The following is a 23,995-nucleotide window of genomic DNA, read 5'->3' as shown; positions in this document are numbered from 1 at the left end:
CCCCAGTTGGCGCGGTCGCAGCGACCTGCGTCGACGTGTCGAGCGGCACCGCGCTCGTCGGCGGCGGGATCTCGCCTGCTGCCATGGGGGCCTGCTGGGCTGCGGGCGAGGTGGCTGAGGTGCCGTGCGGCACGGGAGCGGGCTGGGTGTCGCCTGGCGCCGCGGGCGCGTGTTGGGCCGCGGCGGGGGCGCCTTGCACTGCGGTGTGCCCGCTCGCGGAGGGCTGGGCTTCGGCTGCGTGCGCGGTGTTCCGGCCCGGGATCGCGGCCGCGCCGGGCGGCGTCGCCGACGTGGTCGGCGGCTGGGGAGCGCCAGCCCCATGCGCACCGGCGGCTGGCGCCTGCTGAGGCTCCGATCGCGTGCCGGTCGCAGCCGCGCTGGTCGGTGCCGAGGTCGCGGTGACGGGGGCGTGCGGCGCATCGGGCTCGCCCGAAGCCCCAGCGGATGCGGACCACGGCGTGGCGGGGGGCGGCGGGGGGTCTTCCGTCGCTCGGAGGGTGGCGGCGTCTCGGGCCGCTTCGGCGGCCGGGGAGAGGGCGCCGTGGGCCGTCGGGGAGTGGGCGCCGCGGTTCGTCGGGGGGAGAGACGGGGGCAGGGTGAAGACCATCGGGCTGGTTTGTTCGGCTTGGGTGGGCGGGGGGACCAGGCCGGAGGGCTTCGGTGGGTTCGTCGGGCGCGGGGGGCGGGTGCGCTCGCGGCGGCTGAGCTCCTCGACCACCAGGTCCAGGAAGTCGTCCACCTGCTCCTCGTGGTAGCCGCGGCGGATGAGCGGGGCGCTGTCGAACACCACGTCGCGGACGTCCTGCGCGGTCAGGGTGTCGGTGCCGGCCAGCGTGGCCTGCACGCGGTCCAGGAAGTCGTCCACCTGGTCCTCGTTGTAGCCGCGGCGGCCGAGGGGAGCACGGTCGAACGTCACGCAGTCGACCACCATCGGTGTCAGCGGCACGTCGTCCCGCTGCTGTTGCTGCATGTCCGGACCGCCTCCCGGTCAGCGCGTGTGGAACAGGTTCTGCGCCGCTTCCAGCCCCTTGGCGACCAACGCCTCCGTGGCGTCGGCGCACCGGTCGATGTCGAGCGCCAGGTCCCGGCGCTCGGTCGCGGAGAAGTCCCGGAGCACGAAGTCCGCCGGGTCCATCCGGCCCGGCGGCCGCCCGATGCCGAACCGCACCCGGAGGTAGTCCCTGGTGCCGAGCGACTTCGAGATCGACCGGAGCCCGTTGTGGCCGTTCTCACCACCGCCGAGCTTCAGCCGGACCGTCCCGAACGCAAGGTCCAGCTCATCGTGCACCACGACGAGGTTCTCCGGCGGCACCTTGAAGAAACGCGCGGTGCCGACGACCGCGCCACCGGAGAGGTTCATGTACGACCGCGGCTTGGCGAGGGTAACCCGCCGCCCGCCGAGCCGGCCCTCGAGCACGTCGGCGCCGGCCTTGTGGGACTTGAACCTGCCACCGATCCGGTCCGCCAGCTCGTCGGCGACCAGGAACCCGATGTTGTGCCGGTTGCCCTCGTACCGCGGCCCCGGGTTGCCGAGGCCGACGACCAGCATCGGCGCGTCGTCGTTCGGTGCTGACATCTCGGCGTCCTCGTAGAAAGCAGACCGGGCGGCCCCGCACGCGGGACCGCCCGGGTCGACTCAGCCCTCGCCGGACTCGTCGCCGGCCGGCTCGTCGGCGGGAGCGGCGGCCTCGGCGCCCTCGGCGCCCTCGACACCGGCCTCCATGTCCTCGGCCGTCGGCGAGACGTTGATCGCGATGATCAGGGTCTCGGGGTCGGAGACGAGCTCCGCGCCCTCGGTGAGCTGGACGTCCGACGCCTGGATCTGGGTGCCGGCCGCGGCGCCCTCGATCGAGACCTCGAACTGCTCGGGGATGTGCAGCGCCTCGACGGCCACCTGCAGCGTCGACGCGTCCTGGGTGACCAGGGTGCCGGGCTGGGCCTCGCCGATGATGACGACGGGGATCTCGACGGTGACCTTCTCGCCGCGCTGGACGAGCAGGAGGTCGACGTGCTCGATGTAGTTCTTGATCGGGTGCGTGGTGACCGTCTTGGTCAGCGCGAGCTCGCTGGAGCTGTTGATCTCGAGGGTGAGCACGGCGTTCTGCCCGTACTCACGGACGACGCGGGCGAACTCGATGGCGGGCAGGGCCAGGTGCTTCGGGTCGGAACCGTGGCCGTACAGCACCGCGGGGATCTTGCCCGCGCGGCGGGTGCGGCGCGCAGCGCCCTTGCCGAACTCGGTACGTGGCTCGGCGGCGAGACGGACCTCGGACACGGTGGGGCTCTCCTTGCTGAAACTGAAACGTGGGTCTCGGGCGGCGGCGGCCAGCGGCGACGGACGTGCGCGCGGCAATGAAGCCGCCGCGTCGATCACGCCAGGCATAAGCCTGCCCTCGCCGAGGCAACCTCAACAGTTTACGTGGCCCTTCCGCGCATCCGCGCGGGGGGCTAAGGTGCGGACGCTCCGCTTCCGCGAGTCTGGTTGAGAGGTTTCGCAGGCACCCGCGCTCATCAGGTGAGTCCCGCGTCAACCCGAGGTCCGCCCTCGGGGCCTTTCCCACTCCTGGAGTACCTCTTGTTCACGATCCAGCACATCACCATCGACTGCCACGACCCCTACGCGCTCGCCGAGTTCTGGAGCGCCGTCACCGGTTGGCCGATCAGCGCCGAGGACGAGCCCGGCGCGCCGGAGGTGGCGATCGAGCCGCCCGACGCCGGCGTGCCGGAGCTGCTGTTCGTCGCCGTTCCCGAGCGCAAGGCCGGCAAGAACCGCCTGCACCTGGACCTCATGCCGGTCGCGCGCACGCGGGACGAGGAGGTAACCCGGCTACTGGCTGTCGGCGCGGCGTTGGTGGACGACCGCCGGAAGCCGAACGGCCGCGGCTGGGTCGTTCTCGGCGACCCGGAGGGCAACGAGTTCTGTGTGGAGGCGAGCGAGGCCGAGCGCGCTTAGGCGTGGCAACGGGCTTGGCCTCCGGCCCCCGGATTCCAGAGTAGCGAGGAGGACCGACGGTTTCGGCCCGGCTCAGTCAGGGTTGTGGACAACTGGGCCGGGCCGGCGGTCGGGTGCCTAGGCGTCGCCGTCGAAGAGGCTGGTCACCGAGCCGTCCTCGAAGACCTCCTGGATCGCTCTCGCGAGCAGGGGGGCGATGGACAGCACGGTGAGCTTCGGGAAGCGCTTCTCGTCCGGGATGGGCAGCGTGTTGGTGAGCACGATCTCGCGCGCGCCGCTCTCGGAGAGCCTGCTCGGGGCCGGGCCGGACAGCACGCCGTGCGAGGCGGCCACCACCACGTCGGCCGCGCCCTCCTGGACCAGCTGGTCGACGGCCTTCGCGATGGTGCCGCCCGTGTCGACCATGTCGTCGATCACCACGCAGAGCCTGCCGCGGACCTCGCCGACCACGCGCTTGGCCACGACGTCGTTGGGCAGCAGCGGGTCGCGGGTCTTGTGGATGAACGCGATCGGCACGCCGCCGAGATCATCGGCCCACTTCTCGGCCAGCTTCGTGCGGCCCGCGTCCGGGGACACGACCGTCACGTTCTCGTTGCCGTAGGTGTCCTTGATGTACCGGGACAGCATCGTCTGCGCGAACAGGTGGTCCACCGGCCCGTCGAAGAAGCCCTGGATCTGCGCGGTGTGCAGGTCGACGGTCATGATCCGGTCCGCGCCCGCGGTCTTGAACAGGTCCGCGACGAGCCGCGCCGAGATCGGCTCGCGGCCCTTGTGCTTCTTGTCCTGCCGCGCGTACGGGTAGAACGGCATGACCACGGTGATCCGCTTGGCCGACGCCCGCTTCAGCGCGTCGACCATGATCAGCTGCTCCATCACCCACTTGTTGATCGGCTCGCAGTGGCTCTGGATGACGAACGCGTCGCAGCCGCGCACCGACTCCTCGAACCGCACGAAGATCTCGCCGTTGGCGAAGTCGTACGCCGACTGCGGGGTGATGCTGACGTTGATGTGCTTGGCGACCTCTTCGGCCAGCTCCGGATGGGCCCGGCCGGAGAAGAGCATCAGGTTCTTCTTCGGCGTACCGGACTTGGCGTTCATGACTCCTCCTCAGGGCCTGCGGCGGCGTCGAGCGCCTTGCGCGCCGCCTCGGCCGCCGGCGTCCCGGCCCGCCGCCGGAGCACCCACTCCTCGATGTTGCGCTGCGGGCCCCCCGACACCGCGAGCGCCCCGGGCGGAACGTCCTTGCGCAGCACCGTCCCGGCCCCGCTGTACGCGCCGTCGCCGACGGTCACCGGGGCCACGAACATGTTGTCCGACCCCGTCCGAACGTGCGACCCGACGACCGTCCGGTGCTTGGCCACGCCGTCGTAGTTGACGAACACGCTGGCCGCGCCGATGTTGCTCTTCTCCCCGATGGTGGCATCGCCCACATAGGACAGATGCGGCACCTTCGACCCGTCGCCGATCTCGGAGTTCTTCACCTCGACGAACGTGCCGACCTTCGCGCTGGTTCCCAGCCGCGTGCCGGGCCGCAGGTAGGCGAACGGGCCGACGCTCGCGCCGTCGCCGATCTCGGACTCGCGGCCGTGCGTGCGGATGACGTTGGCGTCCGCGCCGACGGCCACGTCGGTGAGCGTGGTGTCCGGGCCGACCACCGCGCCCTCGCCGACCGTGGTGGCGCCGCGTAGCTGCACACCCGGCTCGAGGACGACGTCCCTGGCCAGCTCGACGCCGGCGTCGAGCCACACGCTCGCCGGGTCGACCATCGTGACGCCCGCGCGCATCCAGCGGTCCAGCAGGCGGCGGTTGAGCTCGGCGCCGAGCGCGGCCAGCTGCACGCGGTCGTTGACGCCCTCCACGAGCCACGGGTCGTCGCAGGTCCACGAGCCGACCCGGTGCCCGTCGCCGCGGGCGATGGACAGCACGTCGGTGAGGTACTGCTCGCCCTGGGCGTTGTCGGTGGACAGCCGGCCGAGCGCGGCGGCGAGCACGGCGGCGTCGAAGGCGTAGACCCCGGAGTTGATCTCGCGGATCGCGGCCTGGTCCGGCGTGGTGTCCTTCTGCTCGACGATGGCCTCGACGGACCCGTCCTCGCCGCGCACGATCCGGCCGTAGCCGGTGGGGTCGGCGACCTCGGCGGTGAGCACGGTGACCGCGTTGCCCGCGGAGCCGTGCTCGGCGAGCAGCGCCGACAGGGTGAGCGTGTCGAGCAGCGGCACGTCGCCGTAGGTGACCAGGACCGTGCCGGTGAGGCCCTCGGGCAGCTCGTCGAGCCCGCAGCGGACCGCGTGCCCGGTGCCGTGCTGCTCGGCCTGCACGGCGACGGTGACCGTGGTGTCGATGACCTTGGCCAGCTCGTGCAGGTGCTCGGTGACCGCCTCCCGGCCGTGTCCGACCACGACGGCCATGCGCCGCGGGGTGAGCCCGGCGGCCGCGCGCACGGCGTGCTCCACCAGCGACCGGCCGGCCAGCCGGTGCAGGACCTTCGGCGTGGCCGAGCGCATCCGGGTGCCCTCGCCGGCGGCGAGGGTGATCGTGCTGACTTCGCCGAGCCCGGTGGAGCCCTCGAGCATCAGCTCTCTCCTTGGCGTGATCGAGTTTCCGGCCGTTGGACGATCGGCCGGCGACTCGATCCTACGTGGCCTCCGGGAGCACCCATGCGGGGTCAGGGGTGGCCGGCTCGTCCGCGATCAGGACCTCCGGGCCGTCACCCTCCGTGGTCGCGATCGCGACGACGTCGTTGCCGCCCTTGCGTTTCGCCTGGTACATGGCGGCGTCGGCACGGGCCAGCGCGCTGGCCGTGCCCTCCTCGGGACGCAGCGCGACCACGCCGACGGACAGCGTCACGCCGTGCGAGAGGTCTGGCGGCAGCGCCGCGACGGCCACCGCCGCGCGGCGCAGCGCGGCCGCGGCGGCGAGCAGCGGCGCGCCGGGCAGCAGCACGATGAACTCGTCGCCGCCGTAGCGGGCCACCATGTCGCTGCCGCGCAAGGTGTCCCGCACGGTGCTGGCGACGACCCGCAGCACGTCGTCGCCCTCGGCGTGGGAGAGCCGGTCGTTGACGCCCTTGAACCCGTCGAGGTCGACGAGCGCGATGGCCAGCGGCTTGCTGCCGGCGACGTCGGCCTCGGCGGAGAGCTCCTGGAGCCGCTCGTCGAGCGCGCGCCGGTTGGGCAGGCCGGTGAGCGGGTCCTGCAGGGCCTGGCGGGCGACCGTGCCGTGCCGGCGGGCGAGCCGCTCGTGCTCGCGCCGGGTGGCCAGCGTCGCCGCGCGCGACTCACGCATGTCCCACAGCTGGCTCTCGAGCTCGGCGACGTAGAACCGCAGCGCGCTGGTGGTCCGGTCGCCGTCGTCCTCGCTGCCCGACAGCCGGGCGTACTCGCGGATGAGGCACAGCAGCAGCGCGGGTTCCGGCGCGGTGTTGTCCAGCCGCTTCTGCACGCCGGTGAGGACCTCGACGGCCTCCTCGGCGCGCTGGTCGCGCTCGAGGCAGCGGGCGAGCGCGATGGCGACGAAGATCACCTCGCGCGGCACGGCGGTCTCGAGCAGCCCGGCGAGCCGGTCGATGTGCCCGGGGCCCGGCAGGGCGAGCGCGTGCGCGGCGCCGACGACGGCGATCTGCTCGGCGGCCGGCTGCTCGGGGTGGCGGGGGAACAGCGACTCGCGGAACGGCGCCTCGACGTCGCCGGCCATCGCCGCGGCCCGGGCGAACCGCTCGGCGGCCTGCTCGTCCTCGCCGATCCGCTCGAGCCGCAGACCCCAGCCGAGCTGCATGCGGCAGCGGGTGATCAGGTGCACGGAGATGTCGTGCGGCCCGGCGCCGCCGCGGATGTGCCGGTGCGCCCGGCGCATGACCTGGTCGCCGACCTCGTAGACGCCGAGCTCCATCAGCACGAGGCCGAGGTCCATCAGGGTGGACGCCATCAGCACGTCCCACACGCGGCCGCCGAACGCCGCGTCCGGCGAGACCGTCTCGTCCAGCATCGCGAGGCCGACCGCGGCCTCGGTGAGCGCGACGTCCTCGGCGCCGGCGAGCAGGTACCGCTTGGCGCGCAACGCATGCGCGTCGGCCTGCAGGACGAGCAGCCCGTGCCGCTGGGTGTGGTCGAGGAACTCGTCGACGATCGACTCGGCCTCGGGGGATCCGGCCTGCTCGGCGTCGTTCACCCGGATGACGGCCGCGGCCCGCAGCAGCTGGGCGACCATCCGCGGCTCACCGCGGTGGCGGGCCTCGGCCAGCAGCCGGTCGACCTCGTCGGTGTAGCGGGTGCGGGTGCCGCGCTCGCTCGCCTGGGCGATCGCGAGCAGTTCCCGGGCGCGTCCGGCCAGCCACGCGTCAGATCTCTCGTCCAACGCCGGCAGGTCGACGTCCTCTCGTTCGCTGCCGCCATCCACGCCTGGCTGTCCACCTTCGTGCTGCTGCTGTAGTTGTCCCGCCTCCGCCGCCAGCTCCGCCGCCAGGGATCGAACCTGGACCATCAGAACCAAAATCTGAGGTGCTGCCTTTACACCACGGCGGACCGTGGGTCGGGTGTTCCGCCCACGGTTGGACATCGTGGCACGCATGGATCGTCTGGGGCAGTGGTACCCGGCCAGGAAGACCACAGTGCGGCCGAATGGGTGTGAGCTGGATCACTCCAGCGGCTTTACGCGACGGATCTGGCGCACCGGGTCGGCATGTACTTACGCTGTCGTAGGTTACGGCCGCGTAGGCGAGGCTGACCTTAGGACCGAACCGCACCGGATGACATCGGACGACGAGGTGAGAGGTAGAGGATGACGACGACCCTCGAGGAGACTTCGGGCGGGGACGAAGCGGCCGCGAAGGGGCCGAAGCCGATCACCGTGGGCCGGCGCAAGGGCTGGACGCAGTTCGCGGTGTACGTGTTCATCCTGGTGCCGTTCGCGGCGTTGATCGCGGCGGTGCCGTTGGCCTGGGGCTGGGGGCTCACCTGGGTCGACGTCGGCCTGGCGGTGTTCTTCTTCTACCTGTCCGGGCTCGGGGTCACGATCGGCTACCACCGGCACTTCACGCACGGGTCGTTCAAGGCCAGGCGGGGCCTGCGGGTCGGGCTCGCGATCGCGGGGTCCATGGCCGTGCAGGGCCCGCCGATCATCTGGGTCGCCGACCACCGGCGCCACCACGCGTTCTCCGACCGCGAGGGCGACCCGCACTCGCCGTGGCTGTACGGGACGTCGCCGGTGGCGCTGGCCAAGGGCTTCTGGCACGCGCACATGGGGTGGATGTTCGACCGCTCGCTGACGAACAAGGAGCGGTTCGCGCCGGACCTGTTGGCGGACAAGGACGTCGTGCGGGTAAACAACCTGTTCGTGGTGTGGACCGTGGCGACGTTCGTCCTGCCGGCCGCGCTCGGCGGGCTCATCACCTGGTCCTGGTGGGGCGCCCTCACGGCGTTCTTCTGGGCGGGCTTCGTGCGGGTGGCGATCCTGCACCACGTGACGTGGTCGACGAACTCGATCTGCCACATGATCGGCGAGCGCCCGTTCGTCAGCCGGGACAAGGCGGCGAACTTCTGGCCGCTGGCGATCCTGTCCTTCGGCGAGTCGTGGCACAACCTGCACCACGCGGATCCCACCTGTGCGCGGCACGGCGTCAAGCGCGGGCAGATCGACACGTCGGCGCGGCTGATCTGGGTGTTCGAGAAGCTCGGCTGGGCGAACAACGTGCGCTGGCCGACCCCGCAGCGCCTGGAGAAGATCACCGCCGGCGCGGAGTGACCTGCGCATTCGGCCTAGTTCTGCGCAATCACGTCACGGGCTGTCGGTGGGTGCCCGTAGGGTGACACGAGTGGCGGCCAGGCGGCGAGAGCGCGTTCGGACTCCGGCCGGTCGGGCCGGAGCCCCTGTTCCTCGCGTGCGGATGAGCGGTGAGGAGCGCCGCCAGCAACTGCTGGACGTGGCGCGCTCGCTGTTCGCCGAGAAGGGTTTCGACGGCGCGTCGGTCGAGGAGATCGCGCACCGGGCCAACGTCTCGAAGCCGGTGGTGTACGAGCACTTCGGTGGCAAGGAAGGCGTCTACGCGGTCGTCGTCGACCGCGAGATGCACTATCTGTTGACGTCCATGACCTCGGCGCTGGCCGAGGAGGCCCACCCGCGGTTGCTGCTGGAGCGGGCCGCCGTGTCGCTGCTGGACTACGTCGAGGGCTCGGCCGACGGCTTCCGGATCCTGGTCCGCGCGTCCCCGGTCGCGTCGGCGACGGGCACGTTCTCGTCGCTGCTGAACGACATCGCGCGGCAGGTGGAGGACATCCTTGGGCGGCAGTTCAGCTCGCGCGGCTACGACCCGAAGCTGGCGGCCCTGTACAGCCAGGCGCTGGTGGGGATGGTCGCGCTGACGGGCCAGTGGTGGCTGGACTCCCGGAAGCCGAAGAAGGAGGAGGTGGCCGCCCACTTGGTGAACCTGTCGTGGAACGGCCTCCATCACCTGGAGAGCAAACCCACCCTGCGCGAGTCCCACCCCTGACCGACCCGGCTCTGGTTGAAGCCCGGCTCCGGTACACGCGCCGGGTGAGCCTCGGCTCGGCCGGTTTTCGCGGCCTCGCGTGAGCCTCGTTCGGCTCAGCGAGTTGTCCACAACGCGCCAACTTGTCCACAAGTTGATCTTGCGGCCCTCATTCGCCGTTGCCCTCGAATAGACTGGACCCATGGGGTGCCCCCGGAGTGGGTGGGGGCTTCCCTATCCCCGGTTTCGCTCGCAGGCAAGGGAATCGCGGGAGGGCGGCGGGCATTCTTCGAGGGTCGCGCGAGGGCTTTCGTTCTGGGTCGGCCGGGGTCGGGGCGTGTCGCGTGGACGTGTTGGCGCGGGTCAGGCCGGGGTCACGCGGAGCAGTTTGTCGTCCGAGCCGTTGGTCGTCGTGATGTACAGGGCGCCGTCCGGGCCCGTGCGCGCGGCGCGTAGGCGGCCGAAGCGGTTGTCGAACTCCGTCGGGATCGCCACCGACGCCACGTCCCCCCGCTCGGTCAGGGTCAGCACCAGCACCTTCGCGCCCTTCAGCGCGGTCACCACCAGCGCGCCGTTCAGACCGCCCCACTGATCACCCGACAGGAACGTCGCCGCGCACACGGCCTCCGTCGTGTCGCCGGACTGCCACTTCGCCGGCACGGCGTCCGGGAAGCGCTGCAGGTCGGTCATCGGCACGCCCTCGTCGTAGCCGCCGACCGTCCCGCCCTGCGACGGGTCCCAGCCGTAGTTGCGGCCCGCCTGGATCAGGTTCACCTCGTCGTTGCGGTCCGGGCCGTGCTCGGCGGTGAACACCTGGTCCGAGCCCGGCCGCACGGCGACGCCCTGGATGTTGCGGTGGCCGTAGGAGTACACGTACCGCTCGTGGGCGTTCGCCGAGTCGATGAACGGGTTGTCCGGCGCGGGCTCGCCGCTGTCCAGATCCAGCCGCAGAACCTTGCCGCCGAGGCTCGTGCGGTCCTGCGGGATCGTCCCCTGCGCGGTGTCACCCGTGCCGACCCACAGCTCGCCGTCCGGGCCGATCGTCGGGCGGCAGCCGGAGTGGCGGCCGCTGCTCAGCGGCAGGCCGGTGAGCAGCTCCTTCTCCCGCGTGGCGATCTTGCCGTCCTCGGCCAGGCGCCACGTCACGAGCCGGATGTCGGTCGGCTCGCCGTTCTCGGTGTGCGTCTGGCAGGTGGTGAACCGCCGCGTCCGCTCGAAGTCCGGGTGCACGACCATGCCCATCAGCCCGCCCTCGCCGGAGACGAACACGTCCGACAGGTCCGCCTTCACCTGCGTCGTCGTGGCGCCGGGCTTGGTGCCGGACAGCAGCGCGAACCGGGCCGGCCGCTGGGTGATGAGTACCTTGCCGTCGGGCAGGAACCCGATGTCCCAACCGTGCTCGAGCCCGCCGGCGACCTGCTCGACGCGCAGCTTCGGCGTGTCGCCGCTGCTGGGTGGGGTAGCCGAGCTCCGCGTCGGCACCTGGCCGACCTCGCGGTCCGCGGGTGCGTCGGTGCACGCGGTGAGGCCGGCCAAGACGAGCGCGACGACGAGGAAGCCCGCCCGTTTTGCCATGGGTCCAGAATGCCGGGGTGCGCGTCGCACTTGTGTGAGGACCGCCGTCGAGGGGAGTAACGGGTGAGCGACAACTGGTACACCGACCACCGGCAGAACCGCCGGCTGCAGGGGCTCGAGGAGGACTTGTCCTCCGTGAGCGCGTCGCTGCGGTCCTCGCAGCGGCGGCTGCACGCCGAGCTGTCCAAGGTCAGCGGGTCGCTCGAGCAGCGGCTCAACCGGCTGTCCGCCGCCTTCGACGCGTTCGTGGAGATCAGCGACCTGCGGGTGACGCTCGGGCTCTTCGACGCGCAGGGCCGGGTGCGCCACCAGGCCAGGCAGCTCTTCGCGGGCGCGGGGCCCGACGGCGAGATGTCCGATGTGGACGCGTACTGGCTCGCGCCGGCGCTCGTCGCGTTGCGGGTGGCCGCCGACGGGGTGGCCGACACCGACTCGCTCGAGCTCGCCAAGGCCCGCGACACCCAGCGCGCCACCGTGTTCCACGTGCTCGGGACCGGGCTCCTCGGCGGCCGGGGGACGGTGACCGCCGCGATGCTGGCCGACGCGCTGCCGGTGCCGGCCGCCACGCTGCCGCGCCACCAGCGTGCCGTGTGGACACTCGCGGCGGACGGCTTCTTCGGCGAGGCGGGCTGGGAGCTGGTGCGCCGGCGCGGGGTCGACTTCGTCGGCGCACTGTCCGACGAGGACCGCGCGGCCGCGGTCGACGGCATCCGCAAGCTCGGCACGGCGAAGGCGGAGGTCGGGTCGCTGCCGCGGGAGCTCGAGGGCGTCGGCGACCTCGGCGGTGCGCTGGCCGCGACGGCCGGGCTCTCGGCGCTGCGGTCGTGGGTCGAGGAGGTGCTCGCCGCGCACACGAACGAGCCGGCCGTCGAGATCGACCCGGAGGTGCGGCGCGCGGTGGAGCTGCTGGTCGAGGAGGGCAGCCCGGCGGAGCTGCCGCTGCTGGCCCGCGAGCGCGAGCTGCGGGTGGTCATCGAGGGGACCGGCAGCGAGCCGCCCGCGTGGCACGCCCCGGTCGGCGAGACGATCGCGCTGCTGCGCACGGACGCGGCCGACGCCGAGCACCCCGGCCGGCGCGCGGTGGCCGTGCGGATCAGCGGTTCGCTGGTGCTGGACGCCGCCGAGCGGCTGGCCACGGTGGCGCGCGGCGATGTGCCGGACGGGGCGCAGGCGCGGACGCGGCAGGGTTCGGTGGCGATCACGACGACCGGCCCGGAGCACGCGTCGCTGGCGAAGGCGCGGTCGCGGATCGACGCGGCGGCGAAGGTGTCCGGTCAGGGCCGCGCGGTGGCGTACGGGGCGCTCGGCGTGAGTGTGCTGTTCCTCGTGCTCACGGTGGTGGCCGGCTGGGGCTGGGTGATCGTGGCGCTGGGCGCGCTGGCGGTGGCGGCGGTGCAGTGGCGCAAGGACGTCCAGGAGCGCGCGACCGCGGTGACGAAGGCGGCCGACGCGCACGCGCAGCTGGCGAAGGAGCTGGAGAGCCGGGTGGCGACGTTGACCGACTGCCACGACAAGCTGAGGGCCCGCCGGCCCGCGATCGACGACGACCTGGAGGCACTCCGCAAGTCCCTCGCCTGACAGGGCGGCGGGGCTCAGGCGGGGCGGCCGCGGGCCACGACGCGGGTGCACGCGCCGTCCAGCACGCGCACCTGCAGGGAGCCGCAGCTGCAGCGGCTCCACACGGTCAGGCCGTCGCAGGTGCGGTGGCGGGACACGATCCGGAACGGCTCCTCGTCCGGCCAGCCGCAGTGGGGGCATCGGGTTGACATAGGTCCAGCGTCGGGCCGGCGAACGTGTATGTCCACGTTGACTTTCCGGACGGTACCGTGAAGCATCGGCTTCATGATTGACCTGCGCCGCCTCCGGGTGCTGCGCGCGGTCGCGCACTACGGCACCATCACCGCTGCCGCCCGGGCCTTGCACTTCACCACCTCGGCCGCCTCGCAGCAGATCCGCCAACTCGGCCGCGAGCTCGACCTCACCCTCCTCGAACCGCACGGCCGCAAGGTCCGGCTCACCCCGGCCGCACAGCGCCTCCTCGAACACGCCGACGACATCGAGAAGCGCTGGGAGCAGGCGGAGATCGACCTGCGCACGGCCGGCGACGAGCCGGCCGGGCTGCTGCGCCTGTGCGGCATCCCGACCGCCGTCGCCATGCTGCTCGCGCCGGCCGTCGCGCCGCTGCGGGCCAACCATCCGCGCCTCACCGTGCACATCCAGGAGGTCGAGCAGCAGACGGGCTTCGACCTGCTCTTCGACGGCGCCGTCGACCTCGCGATCCTCGAGGCCACCATCGACAACCCGCCCGCCGGCGACCCGCGGTTCGACCAGCGCCCGCTGCTCGACGACGTCTTCGACCTCGTCGTGCCGGCCGAGCATCCGCTGGCCGGCAAGGACAGCGTGCTTCTCGTCGAGGCGGCCGGCGAGGACTGGATCCTCCCGGCGGTCGCGTGCACCTGCCGCCAGCACACGCTCGCCGCCTGCGGCGCGGCCGGCTTCACGCCGAACGTCGTGCACAACGCGCTCGAGTGGAACGCCATCGCGCACCTCATCGCGCACCGGCTCGGCGTAGGGCTGGTGCCGCGGCTGGCCTACCTGCCGCCGCACCTGCCCATCACCCGGGTGCCGCTCGCCGGCGGCCCCAGCCCCAGCCGCAAGCTCCTGACCTGCACCCGCGCCGGTGGCCGCGACCACCCCGCGGTGGCCGCCGTGCTGGCGGAGCTGGCTACCGTGGCAGCGTGAGCGAGCCTGCGAGCGAACCGTTGACGTCGAGCCTGAGCCTGGAGATCGACGGCGCCGTGGCGACGTTGACCATCGACCGTCCGGCCAAGCGCAACGCGATGAGCTTCGAGATGTGGTCCGCGCTGCCCGGCCTCCTCGGCAAGGTCGAGGCCGACGACTCGGTGCGGGCACTGGTCATCCGGGGCACCGACCACTTCTCCGCCGGCGCCGACATCAGCGAGTTCACCACGCTGCGGGCCGACCCCGACGGCGCCCGCCGCTACGGCGCGGCCGTCCACGCCGGCGAGCGGTCCATCGCCACGCTCACCAAGCCGACGATCGCCGCGGTCACGGGGGTCTGCGTGGGTGGCGGCTGCGAGCTCGCGCTCGCCTGCGACCTGCGCATCGCCGCCGACGACGCCCGGTTCGGCATCACGCCGGCCAAGCTCGGCATCGTCTACAACGCCACGTCGACCAAGCAGCTCGTCGACGCGGTCGGCCCGGCGTGGGCGCGACAGATCCTGTTCACCGGCGAGCTCGTCGACGCGGCGACCGCGCTGCGCATCGGGCTGGTCAACGAGCTGCACCCGGACCCGGCCGCCCGGGCGACGGAGCTGGCCACGGCGATGGCCGCCCGCGCCCAGGTGTCCGTGCGCGGGGCGAAGACGATCATCGGCCGGATCACCGAGGGCCACTTCGACGAGGACGAGACGGTCCACGCGCTGTACGAGGCCTCGGTGACCAGCGACGACTACGCCGAAGGGGTGCGGGCGTTCCTGGCGAAGCGCCCGCCCCGCTTCTGAGCGGCTACGGCCGCTGACCCACCTGGTCGACGATCCCGCGCTGGATCACCGCGGACATGTCCGTTCCCAGGAACACGTGGGTCCGCGCGTCGAACACGAGGGTGCCGGCGTAGCCCCCCGGCCGCGACCAGCGCACGCCGACACCGGTGCGGCCGGCGCCGTCCTGGACGTTCTCCTCGACGGTGAGCCCGTCGATCCGCGCCACCGCCTCGAAGAGCGCGGCGAGTGCCTTGGGCGGCACGTAGCTCTCGCCGACGAGGGCGTAGATGTCCTTGCCCTGGGCGGGGGCACGTAGGCTGGATGGCGAGAACCCCTCCCACGGGCTCGTCCCGGGCAGGGGTGTGTCCGTGTGTGTTTTCAGGGGTGCATTCGCCGTGTCCAAGCCCAGCCCGCTCGCTGGCCTGCTCCAAGCCGTCCTGCCCGACCCAGCTCTCACCACCGTCCTCGAGGCCGCCGGTTCGCCGAGCCTCGAGCTCGAAGGGCCCACCGCGGCCCGCCCGCTCGTCGCCGCCACGCTGGCGCAGAAGAAGCCCGTCCTCGCCGTCACCGCCACCGGGCATGAGGCCGACGACCTCACCGCCGCGCTGCGTGACCTCCTCGGCAAGGACGCCGTCGCCAACTTCCCGTCCTGGGAGACGTTGCCCCACGAGCGCCTCTCCCCGCGGGCCGACACCGTCGCCCGGCGCCTCGAGATCCTGCACCGGCTCGCCCAGGGCCACGCGCCCAAGGTCGTCGTCGCCACCGTGCGGAGCCTCATCCAGCCCATGGCCCCCGGCCTGGGCCGGCTCGCCCCCATCGAGCTGGAGGTCGGCGCCGAGCACGACTTCGACCAGCTCATCGAGCGCCTCGTCGACCTCGCCTACACCCGCGTCGACATGGTCGAGAAGCGCGGCGAGTTCGCCGTGCGCGGCGGCATCCTCGACGTCTTCGTCCCCATCGCCGAGCACCCCGTCCGCGTCGAGTTCTGGGGTGACGAGGTCACCGAGATCCGCCAGTTCGCCGTCGCCGACCAGCGCTCGCTCCCGGCCGAGGACGCCGAGATCCGCGCGTTCACCGCGCCCCCGTGCCGCGAGCTCCTCCTCACCGAGGACGTCCGCTACCGGGCCCGCGAGCTCGCCGAGGAGCACAGCGCCAAGGGAACCGCCGACGCCCACCTCGCCGAGATGCTCGCCAAGCTCGCCGACGGCATCCCCACCGAGGGCATGGAGGCGCTCATCCCCGTCCTCTGCGAGGGCGAGCTCGACCTCCTCACCGACGTCCTGCCCGACGGTGCCCACGTGCTCGTCATCGACCCCGAGAAGGTCCGCACCCGCGCGCACGACCTCGTCCGCACCGGCCAGGAGTTCCTCGAGGCCGCCTGGATGGTGGCGGCCGGCGGCGGCAAGAGCCCGCTCGACCTGGGCCGCTCCGCCTACCAGGACCTCGCCGACATCGCCGGCCACGCCCGCGACACCGGCCACCCGTGGTGGACGCTGTCCCAGTTCACCACGCCCGACGAGGACGTGGTGACGCTCGACATCCGCCCGATCGAGGGCTACCGCGGCGACATCGCCCGCGCCTTCGCCGACCTGCGCGCGCACCTCACCACCGGCGGCGCCGCCGTCCTCGTCGTACCCGGCGCCGGCACCGCCCGCCGCGCGGTCGAGCAGCTCGCCGACGCCGACGTCGCGGCCACCTTCGCCGAGGACGGGCTCGCCGAGGTGCCGCCCACCGGCGTGGTCACCGTCGTCCGGGGCGCCATCGAGGAGGGCTTCGGCGTCCCCCACCAGGCGCTGGTCGTGCTCACCGAGACCGACCTCACCGGCGGCCGGCACGGCACCTCCACCCGCGACCTGTCCACCAAGATGCCGTCCCGGCGGCGCAACGCGGTCGACCCGCTCGCGCTCAGGACCGGCGACTACGTCGTCCACGAGCAGCACGGCATCGGCCGCTACATCGAGATGGTGCAGCGCACGGTCTCCGGCGCCACCCGCGAGTACCTCGTCCTCGAGTACGCCTCATCCAAGCGCGGCCAGCCCGGCGACCGCCTGTTCGTGCCCACCGACCAGCTCGACCAGGTCTCCCGCTACGTCGGCGGCGAGCTGCCCACGCTGAACAAGCTCGGCGGCTCGGACTGGAAGAACACCAAGTCCCGGGCCAAGAAGGCGGTCAAGCAGATCGCCGCCGAGCTCGTCCAGCTCTACGCCGCCCGCCAGTCCGCGCCCGGCCACGCGTTCGGCCCGGACACCCCGTGGCAGCGCGAGCTCGAGGACGCGTTCCCGTTCACCGAGACGCCCGACCAGATGGCCGCCATCGACGAGGTCAAGTCCGACATGCGGCGCAGCGTCCCGATGGACCGGGTGATCTGCGGCGACGTCGGCTACGGCAAGACCGAGATCGCCGTGCGGGCCGCGTTCAAGGCCGTCCAGGACGGCAAGCAGGTCGCCGTCCTGGTGCCCACCACGCTGCTCGCCCAGCAGCACCTCAACACGTTCACCGACCGCATGCAGTCCTTCCCGGTCAACGTCAGGGGCCTGTCCCGGTTCACCCACGGCCCCGACGCCGACGCGGTCATCGAGGGCCTGGCCGCCGGCGAGGTCGACGTCGTCATCGGCACGCACCGGCTGCTCCAGACCGGCGTCCGCTACAAGGACCTGGGCCTCGTGATCGTCGACGAGGAGCAGCGGTTCGGCGTCGAGCACAAGGAGCACATCAAGGCGCTGCGCACGCACGTCGACGTGCTCACGATGTCGGCCACGCCCATCCCGCGCACGCTCGAGATGTCGCTCGCCGGCATCCGCGAGATGTCCACGATCCTCACCCCGCCCGAGGACCGGCACCCGATCCTCACCTACGTCGGCGGCTACGACGACAAGCAGGTCGGCGCCGCCATCCGGCGCGAGCTGCTGCGCGACGGCCAGGTGTTCTACGTGCACAACCGGGTCTCCTCCATCGAGAAGGCCGCCCGCCGGCTGCGCGAGCTGGTGCCCGACGCACGCATCGTCACCGCGCACGGGCAGATGAACGAGGACCGCCTCGAGAAGCTCATCGAGGGGTTCTGGGCGCGCGAGCACGACGTGCTGGTGTGCACCACGATCGTCGAGACGGGCCTGGACATCGCCAACGCCAACACGCTCATCGTCGAGCGCGGCGACCTGCTCGGCCTCGCCCAGCTCCACCAGCTGCGCGGCCGGGTCGGCCGGGGCCGCGAGCGCGGGTACGCCTACTTCCTCTACCCGCCCGAGGCGCCGCTCACCGAGACCGCGCACGACCGGCTCGCCACCATCGCGCAGAACACCGAGCTCGGCGCGGGCATGGCGGTGGCCATGAAGGACCTCGAGATCCGCGGCGCGGGCAACATCCTCGGCGCCGAGCAGTCCGGGCACATCGCCGGCGTCGGCTTCGACCTCTACGTGCGGCTCGTCGGCGAGGCCGTCGAGGCGTTCCGCAAGCACGCGGGCGCCGAGCCGGGCGAGGAGGAGGAAGAGCTCGCCGAGGTCAGGGTCGACCTGCCCATCGACGCGCACATCCCGCACGACTACGTGCCCGGCGAGCGGCTGCGGCTCGAGGCGTACCGCAAGATCGCCGCCGCCGGCGACGCCGAGGGGCTCGCCGCGGTGGCGGAGGAGCTCCAGGACCGCTACGGCAACCCGCCGCTGCCGGTCCAGCGGCTCTTCGCGGTGGCGACGTTCCGGCAGACCTGCCGCCGGCACGGGGTCACCGAGGTCGCCGCGGCCGGCAACGTGATCCGGTTCGCGCCGCTGAAGCTGCGCGACTCCCAGCTGGTGCGGCTCAAGCGCCTGTATCCCAAGTCGAACTACAAGCCGGTGACCGACATGGTCACCGTGCCGCGGCCCACCGAGGGCGCCGCGGGCGGCCGGATGGGGGCGCCGCAGCTGCGGGACACGGCGCTGCTCGACTGGTGTGCCAACCTGCTCGACTCGTTGGAGATCGCCCCAGCACCGGTCGGGTGAACCGCTGTGAGAGGCTTGGCAGCCGTGACGACTGCCAAGCTGCGTCCCCGCGCGACGAAGACCGTGCTGATCGCCGTGCTGACCGCGTTGGTCGCCGCGCTCACCGCGTGCGGGTCAGGGCCGAGCCAGATCAACTCCGCCGTGCTCATCGACGGCCGGTCGATCTCGGTCGACGAGGTCCAGGCCATCCTCGACAAGGTCGTGAAGGAGCAGCCGGCCGCGCGGCCGCTGGCCCAGCAGCACAAGCTGGACCTGGTCGCGCGTGAGGCGCTCAGCCAGCTGATCGTGCACGACCTCGTCACCAAGGCCGCCCGCGAGCAGCACATCACCGCCAACCGCGACGACGTGGCCAAGGCGATGAACCAGGACCCGTTCGGCCAGAAGGTGCCCACCGACGGCAGCGTGCCGGCGGAGGCGCTGGCCGCGCAGCTGGTCTACCGGGCACGCGACCTGCACGACACGGTCACTGACCAGATTCTGCTGGCCCAGCTCGCGGACAAGAACTTCAGCGGGCTCAAGGTCACGATGGACTACACCACCGTCGCGTCCGACAGCACCGGCGCCGCCGCGGCGTCGATGCGCAAGAAGGCCGAGGCGAAGGCCCACGAGTTCGCGGACAACCCCAACGGGGTCGCCGACCTCATCGCCAAGGACCGCGCCGCCGGCTTGGACGCCAACGAGGCGGCCGAGTTCGCCGCGGCCCAGCTGCAGGACCCGGCCCTGGTGTCGAGTGTGATGTTCGGTGCCGAGGAGGGCTCGGTCGTCGCCTTCCAGCCGTCGGCCGGTCAGGCGTTCTGGGTGGTCGGGCTCATCCGCAAGCGCGAGACCAACGCTTCGGGTCAGGCCGCGCAGCCGCCGCAGCTGAGCGCCGAGCAGATCGTCGCCATCGGCAAGCGGATGCTGCAGCCGCTCGCGGACAAGATCGAGATCAAGGTCAGCCCGCGCTACGGCACGTGGGACGCGGCGTCGATGGGCGTGGTCGCGAGCGCGGCGGAGTCGACGGGCATCGTGCTGGCGCCGTCGGGTACCCGCGCGCAGTGAGCCTGCCGGGTGAGCGCGTGACGCGGTCCCACCAGGGGACCACCGTCGTGCTGGTCACCCGCGACCAGCTACCGGCGGCCGCCGTGCCGCTGCTGCGCTCGACCGCCGAGGTGTACGCGACGCCCGGGGTCGGCCTGGGCCTGCCCCCGGTCCCGCCGGACCTGCCGGACTCGCTCGTGCTCGTCACCGACGACCTGGACGACCCGTCCGCCGCCGCGCTGCTGGCCGGCGGCGCGGCGTTGGTCGCGACCGCCCGGGTCGGCGACGCCCTGCTGGACGCGGTCGCGGTGATGGACCGCCTGCGCTCACCCGGCGGTTGCCCGTGGGACGCCGAGCAGACGCACGACTCGCTGCGCCAGTACCTGGTGGAGGAGTGCTTCGAGCTGCTGGAAGCCATCGAGGACGGAGACCGCGCGGCCCTGCGCGAGGAGCTCGGCGATGTGCTGCTGCAGGTGCTTTTCCACGCCCGGGTGGCCCAGGAGTCCGCGGAGGACCCGTTTTCGGTCGACGACGTCGCCGCCGGCCTGGTCGCCAAGCTGGTGGGCCGCCACCCCCACGTGTTCGCCGGCGGCGACCCGGCCGTCCGCGACGCGGGCACCCAGCAGGTCCGCTGGGAGGAGCTGAAACAGGCGGAGAAGCGCCGAGAGTCCAGTGTGGACGGAGTGGCGACGGGCCAGCCCGCGCTGGCCCTGGCGGCGAAGCTGGCCCAGCGCACCGCCCGCGCCGGCCTTCCCGAGGACCTCCTGCCCCGCAACGGCGACACCGGCTCCCGCCTGTTCGACCTGGCCGCCCTGGCGAAGCGCGCGGGCGACGACCCGGAGGGCGAGCTGCGCGGGGTCTCCCGCCGCTTCGCCGCTGACGTGAGAGCGGCCGAGCAGGCAGCCCGAACGGCCGGTGTGGACCCGGAAGCGATGGACCCGGAGAGCTGGCGCCGTTTCTGGCCGGCCCACTGAGCCAAGACCCGGCGAATCAAGCTTGCTCCGGACGGCAGCGGGAAAGGGGCTTGTTTCCCTGACGAGGCTGGGCTGGCTGGTGTGCACCGTTGGGGCAGGCCGGCCCCTCATGATGCGAGCCGCGACGAGAAGGACGAGAGCGAGCGACGGCGCAGCCCCCAGGAGCGAGCGAGTCGACCCTTCGGGGCAAGCAACATCAAACCGAGACCGGAACGTCGGTGGGCGCGGCTAACGTGGCGGCGTGACCGACTCCTACCTCCGCCACCCCCACCTGCACGGCGATCTGGTGACCTTCGTCGCTGAGGACGACGTGTGGCTCGCGCCCCTCGACGGCGGCCGTGCGTGGCGGGTGTCCGCCGACCAGGCCGGGGCCGGCTCGCCCCGGTTCTCGCCCGACGGTGCCCACCTCGCCTGGACCAGCTGGCGCGACGTCGAGCCGGAGGTGCACCTCGCCCCGGCCGATGGCGGGCCGAGCCGGCGCCTCACCTACTGGGGCGACCCGAACACCGAGGTCATCGGGTGGTCCGGCGAGGAGGTCCTGGCCACCAGCACGGTCGGCCAGCCCTCGGCCCGGCGCAGCTGGGCCTACGAGATCGCCGCCGACGGGAGCGGGTCGCGGCGGCTGCCGTACGGGCCGGTCGGCGGGGTGGCCTACGGGCCGGAGGGCGCGGTCCTGCTGCTCGGCGCCTACTCGCGCGAGCCCGCGTGGTGGAAGCGCTACCGCGGCGGCACCGCCGGCAAGCTGTGGCTGGACGCGGACGGCGACGGGGAGTTCGCCCGCTTCCAGGCCGAGCTCGACGGCAACCTCTCCTCGCCCATGTGGGTCGGCGACCGCGTCGCGTTCCTGTCCGACCACGAGGGCGTCGCCGACCTGTACTCGTGCGCGCCCGACGGCAGCGGCCTGCGCCGGCACCGGGTCGACGCGCCCGGCGAGTTCTACGCCCGCAACGCCACCACCGACGGCAGCCGGGTCGTCTTCCACCGCGCCGGCCGGCTCTGGCTCGTGGCCGGGCTCGACAGCGACGAGAACGCCGAGCCGCGCGAGCTGGACATCCGGCTCGGCGGCCCGCGCGGTGCCCGCGCGCCCTACCCGGTGCGCGCGTCCGACGAGCTGGGCGACGTCGGGCCCGACCACACGGGACGGGGGAGCGCGGTCGAGGTCCGCGGCACCGTCCACTGGGTCACCCACCGCGACGGCCCGGCCCGCGCGCTCGCCGCCGAGCCGGGCGTGCGTGCCCGGCTGCCTCGCACGCTCGGCGAGCAGGTCGTGTGGGTCACCGACGCCGACGGCGAGGACGCCCTCGAGATCGCCCCGGTCGACGGCGTCGCCGCGGGCTCGGCGCCGCGCCGGATCGGGTCCGGACAGCTCGGCCGGGTGCTCGAGCTGGCCGCGTCGCCGGACGGCCGGCGCGTCGCGGTCACCACCCATGACGGCCGGCTGCTGCTGGTCGACGCCGACACCGGCGAGCTGCGCGAGGTCACCCGCAGCGAGAACGGCGACCCGCTCGACCTCGCGTTCTCGCCCGACTCCGGCTGGCTCGCCTGGTCGCACCCGGGCCCCATTCCCTTGCGGCACATCAGGATGGCCAGCACCACCGACCTGTCCATCGTGGACGTCACGCCCATCCGGTTCGTCGACACCGACCCGGTGTTCACCGTCGACGGCAAGCACGTGGCCTTCCTGTCCGCGCGCAGCTTCGACCCGGTCTACGACGTCCACGTGTTCGACATGTCCTTCCCCAACGGCTCCCGGCCGCACCTCGTGCCGCTGGCCGCCACCACACCCTCGCCGTTCTCGCCGCAGCTGCGCGGCCGCCCGGTCGACGACGAGGACTCGCCCAAGGACAAGCACGACGGCGAGGACGACGACGCGCCGGCACGCACCGACGTCGACCTGGAGGGCCTGGCCGAGCGGGTGGTCCCCGTGCCGGTGCCGGCCGCCCGGTACTCCACGCTGCGCGCGGTCAAGGGCGGGCTGGTGTGGTTGCGCAACCCGCTCGCCGGCGTGCTCGGCGAGGACGACGACCTCGACGACGAGGACGACTCGCGCTCGGTCCTCGAGCGCTACGACTTCACCAAGCGCAAGCTCGAGGTGCTGGTCGAGGGCGTCGACGACGTGTGGGTCAGCGGCGACGGCGAGCGGCTGGTGGTGCGCGACGGGCACGCCCTGCGGGTGCAGCCCGCCGACCGCAAGTCCGACGGCGACGCCGACTCGGCCGACGACGTCAAGGTCGACCTGTCCCGGGTGCGCGTGCAGGTCGACCCGGGAGCCGAGTGGCGCCAGTCGTTCGACGAGGCGTGGCGGCTCATGCGCGACCACTTCTGGCGCGCGGACATGGGTGGCGTCGACTGGGCCGCGGTGCGCGACCGGTACCGGCCGCTCGTCGACACGGTCGGCTCGCACGACGAGCTCGTCGACCTGCTGTGGGAGCTGCAGGGCGAGCTGGGCACCTCGCACGCCTACGTCAACCCGCCCGGCGGCCACTACGAGTCGGCGCGGCGGATCGGCCTGCTCGGCGCCGACCTCGAGCGCGACGGCGCCGGCGTCTGGCGGGTCACCCGGATCCTGCCCGGCGAGACCTCCGACCCGCACGGCCGCTCGCCGCTGCGCGCGCCGGGTGTCGCGGTCCGGGTGGGCGACGCCGTTCTCGCCGTCGACGGCCGCCCCGTGTCGGCGGCCGAGGGCCCGGGGCCGCTGCTCGCGGGCACCGCGGACAAGCCGGTGGAGCTGCGCATCGGCCCGGCGGGCGGCGGCGCGGCCCGCAGCGTCGTCGTGGTGCCGCTGCTCGACGACATGCTGCTGCGCTACCACGACTGGGTCGCCGACCGGCGCGCGTACGTGCACGAGGCCAGCGAGGGGCGCATCGGCTACCTGCACGTGCCGGACATGGTCGCCACCGGGTGGGCGCAGCTGCACAGGGATCTGCGTCTGGAGATCCAGCGCGACGCGCTCATCGTCGACGTGCGGGAGAACCGCGGCGGTCACCTGTCCCAGCTCGTCGTCGAGAAGCTGGGCCGCAAGATCATCGGCTGGCAGGTCAGCCGCAACGGCCACCGCGCGGAGAGCTACCCCGACGACGCCCCGCGCGGGCCGGTCGTCGCGGTGGCCAACGAGTTCTCCGGCTCGGACGGCGACATCGTCAACGCGGCCATCAAGACCCTCGGCATCGGCCCGGTGGTGGGCGTCCGCACGTGGGGCGGTGTCATCGGCATCGACATGCGCTACCGGCTGGTCGACGGCACGCTGGTCACCCAGCCCCGGTACGCGACGTGGCTGCGCGGCCCGGGCTGGGGCGTGGAGAACCACGGCGTCGCCCCGGACGTCGAGGTCGTGATGACCCCGCAGGACCACGCCGCCGGGCGCGACCCCCAGCTGGACACCGCGGTCCGGCTCGCGCTCGAGGCCCTCGCGCGCACCCCCGCCGCGACGCCGCCGGAGTTACCCCCGCTGTGATCCGGCGCCGCCACCGACCCCGCGCGGGTGGCGGCGATCTCCGGCCGGTCCACGTCGCCGCCGATGACCCGGACGGCCG

At 72.9% G+C, this 23,995-nt stretch carries 19 protein-coding genes and 1 tRNA gene; 10 read left to right on the top strand and 10 right to left on the bottom strand.

All coding sequences use genetic code 11. The features are described 5' to 3' along the window. The 3 genes from VGD70_RS16805 to VGD70_RS16795 form a co-directional block, all read right to left on the bottom strand. Nucleotides 1-970, bottom strand: a 970-nt coding sequence (locus tag VGD70_RS16805) for a DivIVA domain-containing protein (RefSeq protein ID WP_331082404.1), incomplete at its 3' end; no start/stop codon positions are given. 18 nt (nucleotides 971-988) lie between these two features. Beyond that, on the bottom strand, nucleotides 989-1,576 hold the full coding sequence (gene pth / locus VGD70_RS16800) for an aminoacyl-tRNA hydrolase (RefSeq protein WP_331082403.1): 588 nt from the start codon (nucleotides 1,574-1,576) through the stop codon (nucleotides 989-991). Between the two features lie 60 nt (nucleotides 1,577-1,636). Beyond that, entirely contained in the window at nucleotides 1,637-2,275 is a 639-nt protein-coding gene (locus VGD70_RS16795; RefSeq protein ID WP_331082402.1) for a 50S ribosomal protein L25/general stress protein Ctc, read from the bottom strand. 300 nt (nucleotides 2,276-2,575) lie between these two features. Between VGD70_RS16795 and VGD70_RS16790 the strand changes: the two genes are divergently transcribed. After that, nucleotides 2,576-2,953 carry a VOC family protein gene (locus VGD70_RS16790; RefSeq protein ID WP_331082401.1) on the top strand — a complete coding sequence of 126 codons (378 nt, stop codon included), beginning with the start codon at nucleotides 2,576-2,578 and terminating at the stop codon, nucleotides 2,951-2,953. A 117-nt stretch (nucleotides 2,954-3,070) separates the two neighbouring features. On the opposite strand, the gene VGD70_RS16785 is transcribed toward VGD70_RS16790, so the two are convergent. The 4 genes from VGD70_RS16785 to VGD70_RS16770 all read right to left on the bottom strand — a co-directional run bounded on the left by VGD70_RS16785 (nucleotide 3,071) and on the right by VGD70_RS16770 (nucleotide 7,473). Continuing rightward, entirely contained in the window at nucleotides 3,071-4,051 is a 981-nt protein-coding gene (locus VGD70_RS16785) for a ribose-phosphate diphosphokinase (protein WP_331082400.1), read from the bottom strand. After that, nucleotides 4,048-5,526, bottom strand: coding sequence for a bifunctional UDP-N-acetylglucosamine diphosphorylase/glucosamine-1-phosphate N-acetyltransferase GlmU (gene glmU, locus VGD70_RS16780; RefSeq protein ID WP_331082399.1), 1,479 nt, complete (start codon nucleotides 5,524-5,526; stop codon nucleotides 4,048-4,050). The genes VGD70_RS16785 and glmU overlap by 4 nt, the downstream gene beginning before the upstream one ends. A gap of 61 nt (nucleotides 5,527-5,587) precedes the next feature. Beyond that, complete coding sequence (locus VGD70_RS16775; protein ID WP_331082398.1) at nucleotides 5,588-7,432, bottom strand: GGDEF domain-containing protein; 1,845 nt, start codon at nucleotides 7,430-7,432, stop codon at nucleotides 5,588-5,590. Next, a tRNA-Gln gene (locus tag VGD70_RS16770) sits at nucleotides 7,403-7,473 on the bottom strand. The genes VGD70_RS16775 and VGD70_RS16770 overlap by 30 nt, the downstream gene beginning before the upstream one ends. A 256-nt stretch (nucleotides 7,474-7,729) precedes the next feature. Between VGD70_RS16770 and VGD70_RS16765 the strand changes: the two genes are divergently transcribed. Both VGD70_RS16765 and VGD70_RS16760 read left to right on the top strand, forming a co-directional pair. Beyond that, nucleotides 7,730-8,692 (top strand): acyl-CoA desaturase, encoded by a 963-nt coding sequence (locus VGD70_RS16765; protein ID WP_331082397.1) that lies wholly within the window; start codon nucleotides 7,730-7,732, stop codon nucleotides 8,690-8,692. A 142-nt stretch (nucleotides 8,693-8,834) separates the two neighbouring features. Then, entirely contained in the window at nucleotides 8,835-9,437 is a 603-nt protein-coding gene (locus tag VGD70_RS16760; protein WP_331082396.1) for a TetR/AcrR family transcriptional regulator, read from the top strand. Between the two features lie 342 nt (nucleotides 9,438-9,779). Here the strand turns inward: VGD70_RS16760 and VGD70_RS16755 are convergent, their stop codons facing one another. Next, nucleotides 9,780-10,991 carry a PQQ-dependent sugar dehydrogenase gene (locus tag VGD70_RS16755; protein ID WP_331082395.1) on the bottom strand — a complete coding sequence of 404 codons (1,212 nt, stop codon included), beginning with the start codon at nucleotides 10,989-10,991 and terminating at the stop codon, nucleotides 9,780-9,782. Between the two features lie 63 nt (nucleotides 10,992-11,054). Between VGD70_RS16755 and VGD70_RS16750 the strand changes: the two genes are divergently transcribed. Beyond that, complete coding sequence (locus tag VGD70_RS16750; protein ID WP_331082394.1) at nucleotides 11,055-12,569, top strand: hypothetical protein; 1,515 nt, start codon at nucleotides 11,055-11,057, stop codon at nucleotides 12,567-12,569. 14 nt (nucleotides 12,570-12,583) lie between these two features. On the opposite strand, the gene VGD70_RS16745 is transcribed toward VGD70_RS16750, so the two are convergent. Next, complete coding sequence (locus VGD70_RS16745) at nucleotides 12,584-12,760, bottom strand: hypothetical protein (RefSeq protein ID WP_331082393.1); 177 nt, start codon at nucleotides 12,758-12,760, stop codon at nucleotides 12,584-12,586. A 73-nt stretch (nucleotides 12,761-12,833) separates the two neighbouring features. Here VGD70_RS16745 and VGD70_RS16740 point away from each other — a divergent pair, with 73 nt between their 5' ends. Both VGD70_RS16740 and VGD70_RS16735 read left to right on the top strand, forming a co-directional pair. Next, complete coding sequence (locus VGD70_RS16740) at nucleotides 12,834-13,733, top strand: LysR family transcriptional regulator (RefSeq protein WP_331082392.1); 900 nt, start codon at nucleotides 12,834-12,836, stop codon at nucleotides 13,731-13,733. Next, nucleotides 13,730-14,515, top strand: a complete 786-nt coding sequence (locus VGD70_RS16735) for an enoyl-CoA hydratase/isomerase family protein (protein WP_331082391.1) — start codon at nucleotides 13,730-13,732, stop codon at nucleotides 14,513-14,515. The genes VGD70_RS16740 and VGD70_RS16735 overlap by 4 nt, the downstream gene beginning before the upstream one ends. Nucleotides 14,516-14,519: 4 nt before the next feature. Here the strand turns inward: VGD70_RS16735 and VGD70_RS16730 are convergent, their stop codons facing one another. Beyond that, nucleotides 14,520-14,897: a hypothetical protein gene (locus VGD70_RS16730; protein WP_331082390.1), complete on the bottom strand. Its 378-nt coding sequence runs from the start codon at nucleotides 14,895-14,897 to the stop codon at nucleotides 14,520-14,522. Here VGD70_RS16730 and mfd point away from each other — a divergent pair. From mfd to VGD70_RS16710, 4 genes are all read left to right on the top strand, one after another. Beyond that, nucleotides 14,890-18,468: a transcription-repair coupling factor gene (mfd, locus tag VGD70_RS16725; protein WP_331082389.1), complete on the top strand. Its 3,579-nt coding sequence runs from the start codon at nucleotides 14,890-14,892 to the stop codon at nucleotides 18,466-18,468. The genes VGD70_RS16730 and mfd overlap by 8 nt on opposite strands. A 24-nt stretch (nucleotides 18,469-18,492) precedes the next feature. Then, nucleotides 18,493-19,509 (top strand): SurA N-terminal domain-containing protein, encoded by a 1,017-nt coding sequence (locus VGD70_RS16720; RefSeq protein WP_331082388.1) that lies wholly within the window; start codon nucleotides 18,493-18,495, stop codon nucleotides 19,507-19,509. A gap of 17 nt (nucleotides 19,510-19,526) precedes the next feature. After that, on the top strand, nucleotides 19,527-20,462 hold the full coding sequence (locus VGD70_RS16715) for a MazG family protein (protein WP_331082387.1): 936 nt from the start codon (nucleotides 19,527-19,529) through the stop codon (nucleotides 20,460-20,462). Nucleotides 20,463-20,703: 241 nt separating this feature from the next. Beyond that, nucleotides 20,704-23,916, top strand: a complete 3,213-nt coding sequence (locus VGD70_RS16710; protein WP_331082386.1) for a S41 family peptidase — start codon at nucleotides 20,704-20,706, stop codon at nucleotides 23,914-23,916. Nucleotides 23,917-23,995: the final 79 nt, after the last annotated feature.

The organism is Actinophytocola sp., assembly GCF_036402745.1.
Taxonomy (GTDB): domain Bacteria; phylum Actinomycetota; class Actinomycetes; order Mycobacteriales; family Pseudonocardiaceae; genus Actinophytocola.
This window is presented reverse-complemented; position numbering and strand designations above follow the sequence as displayed.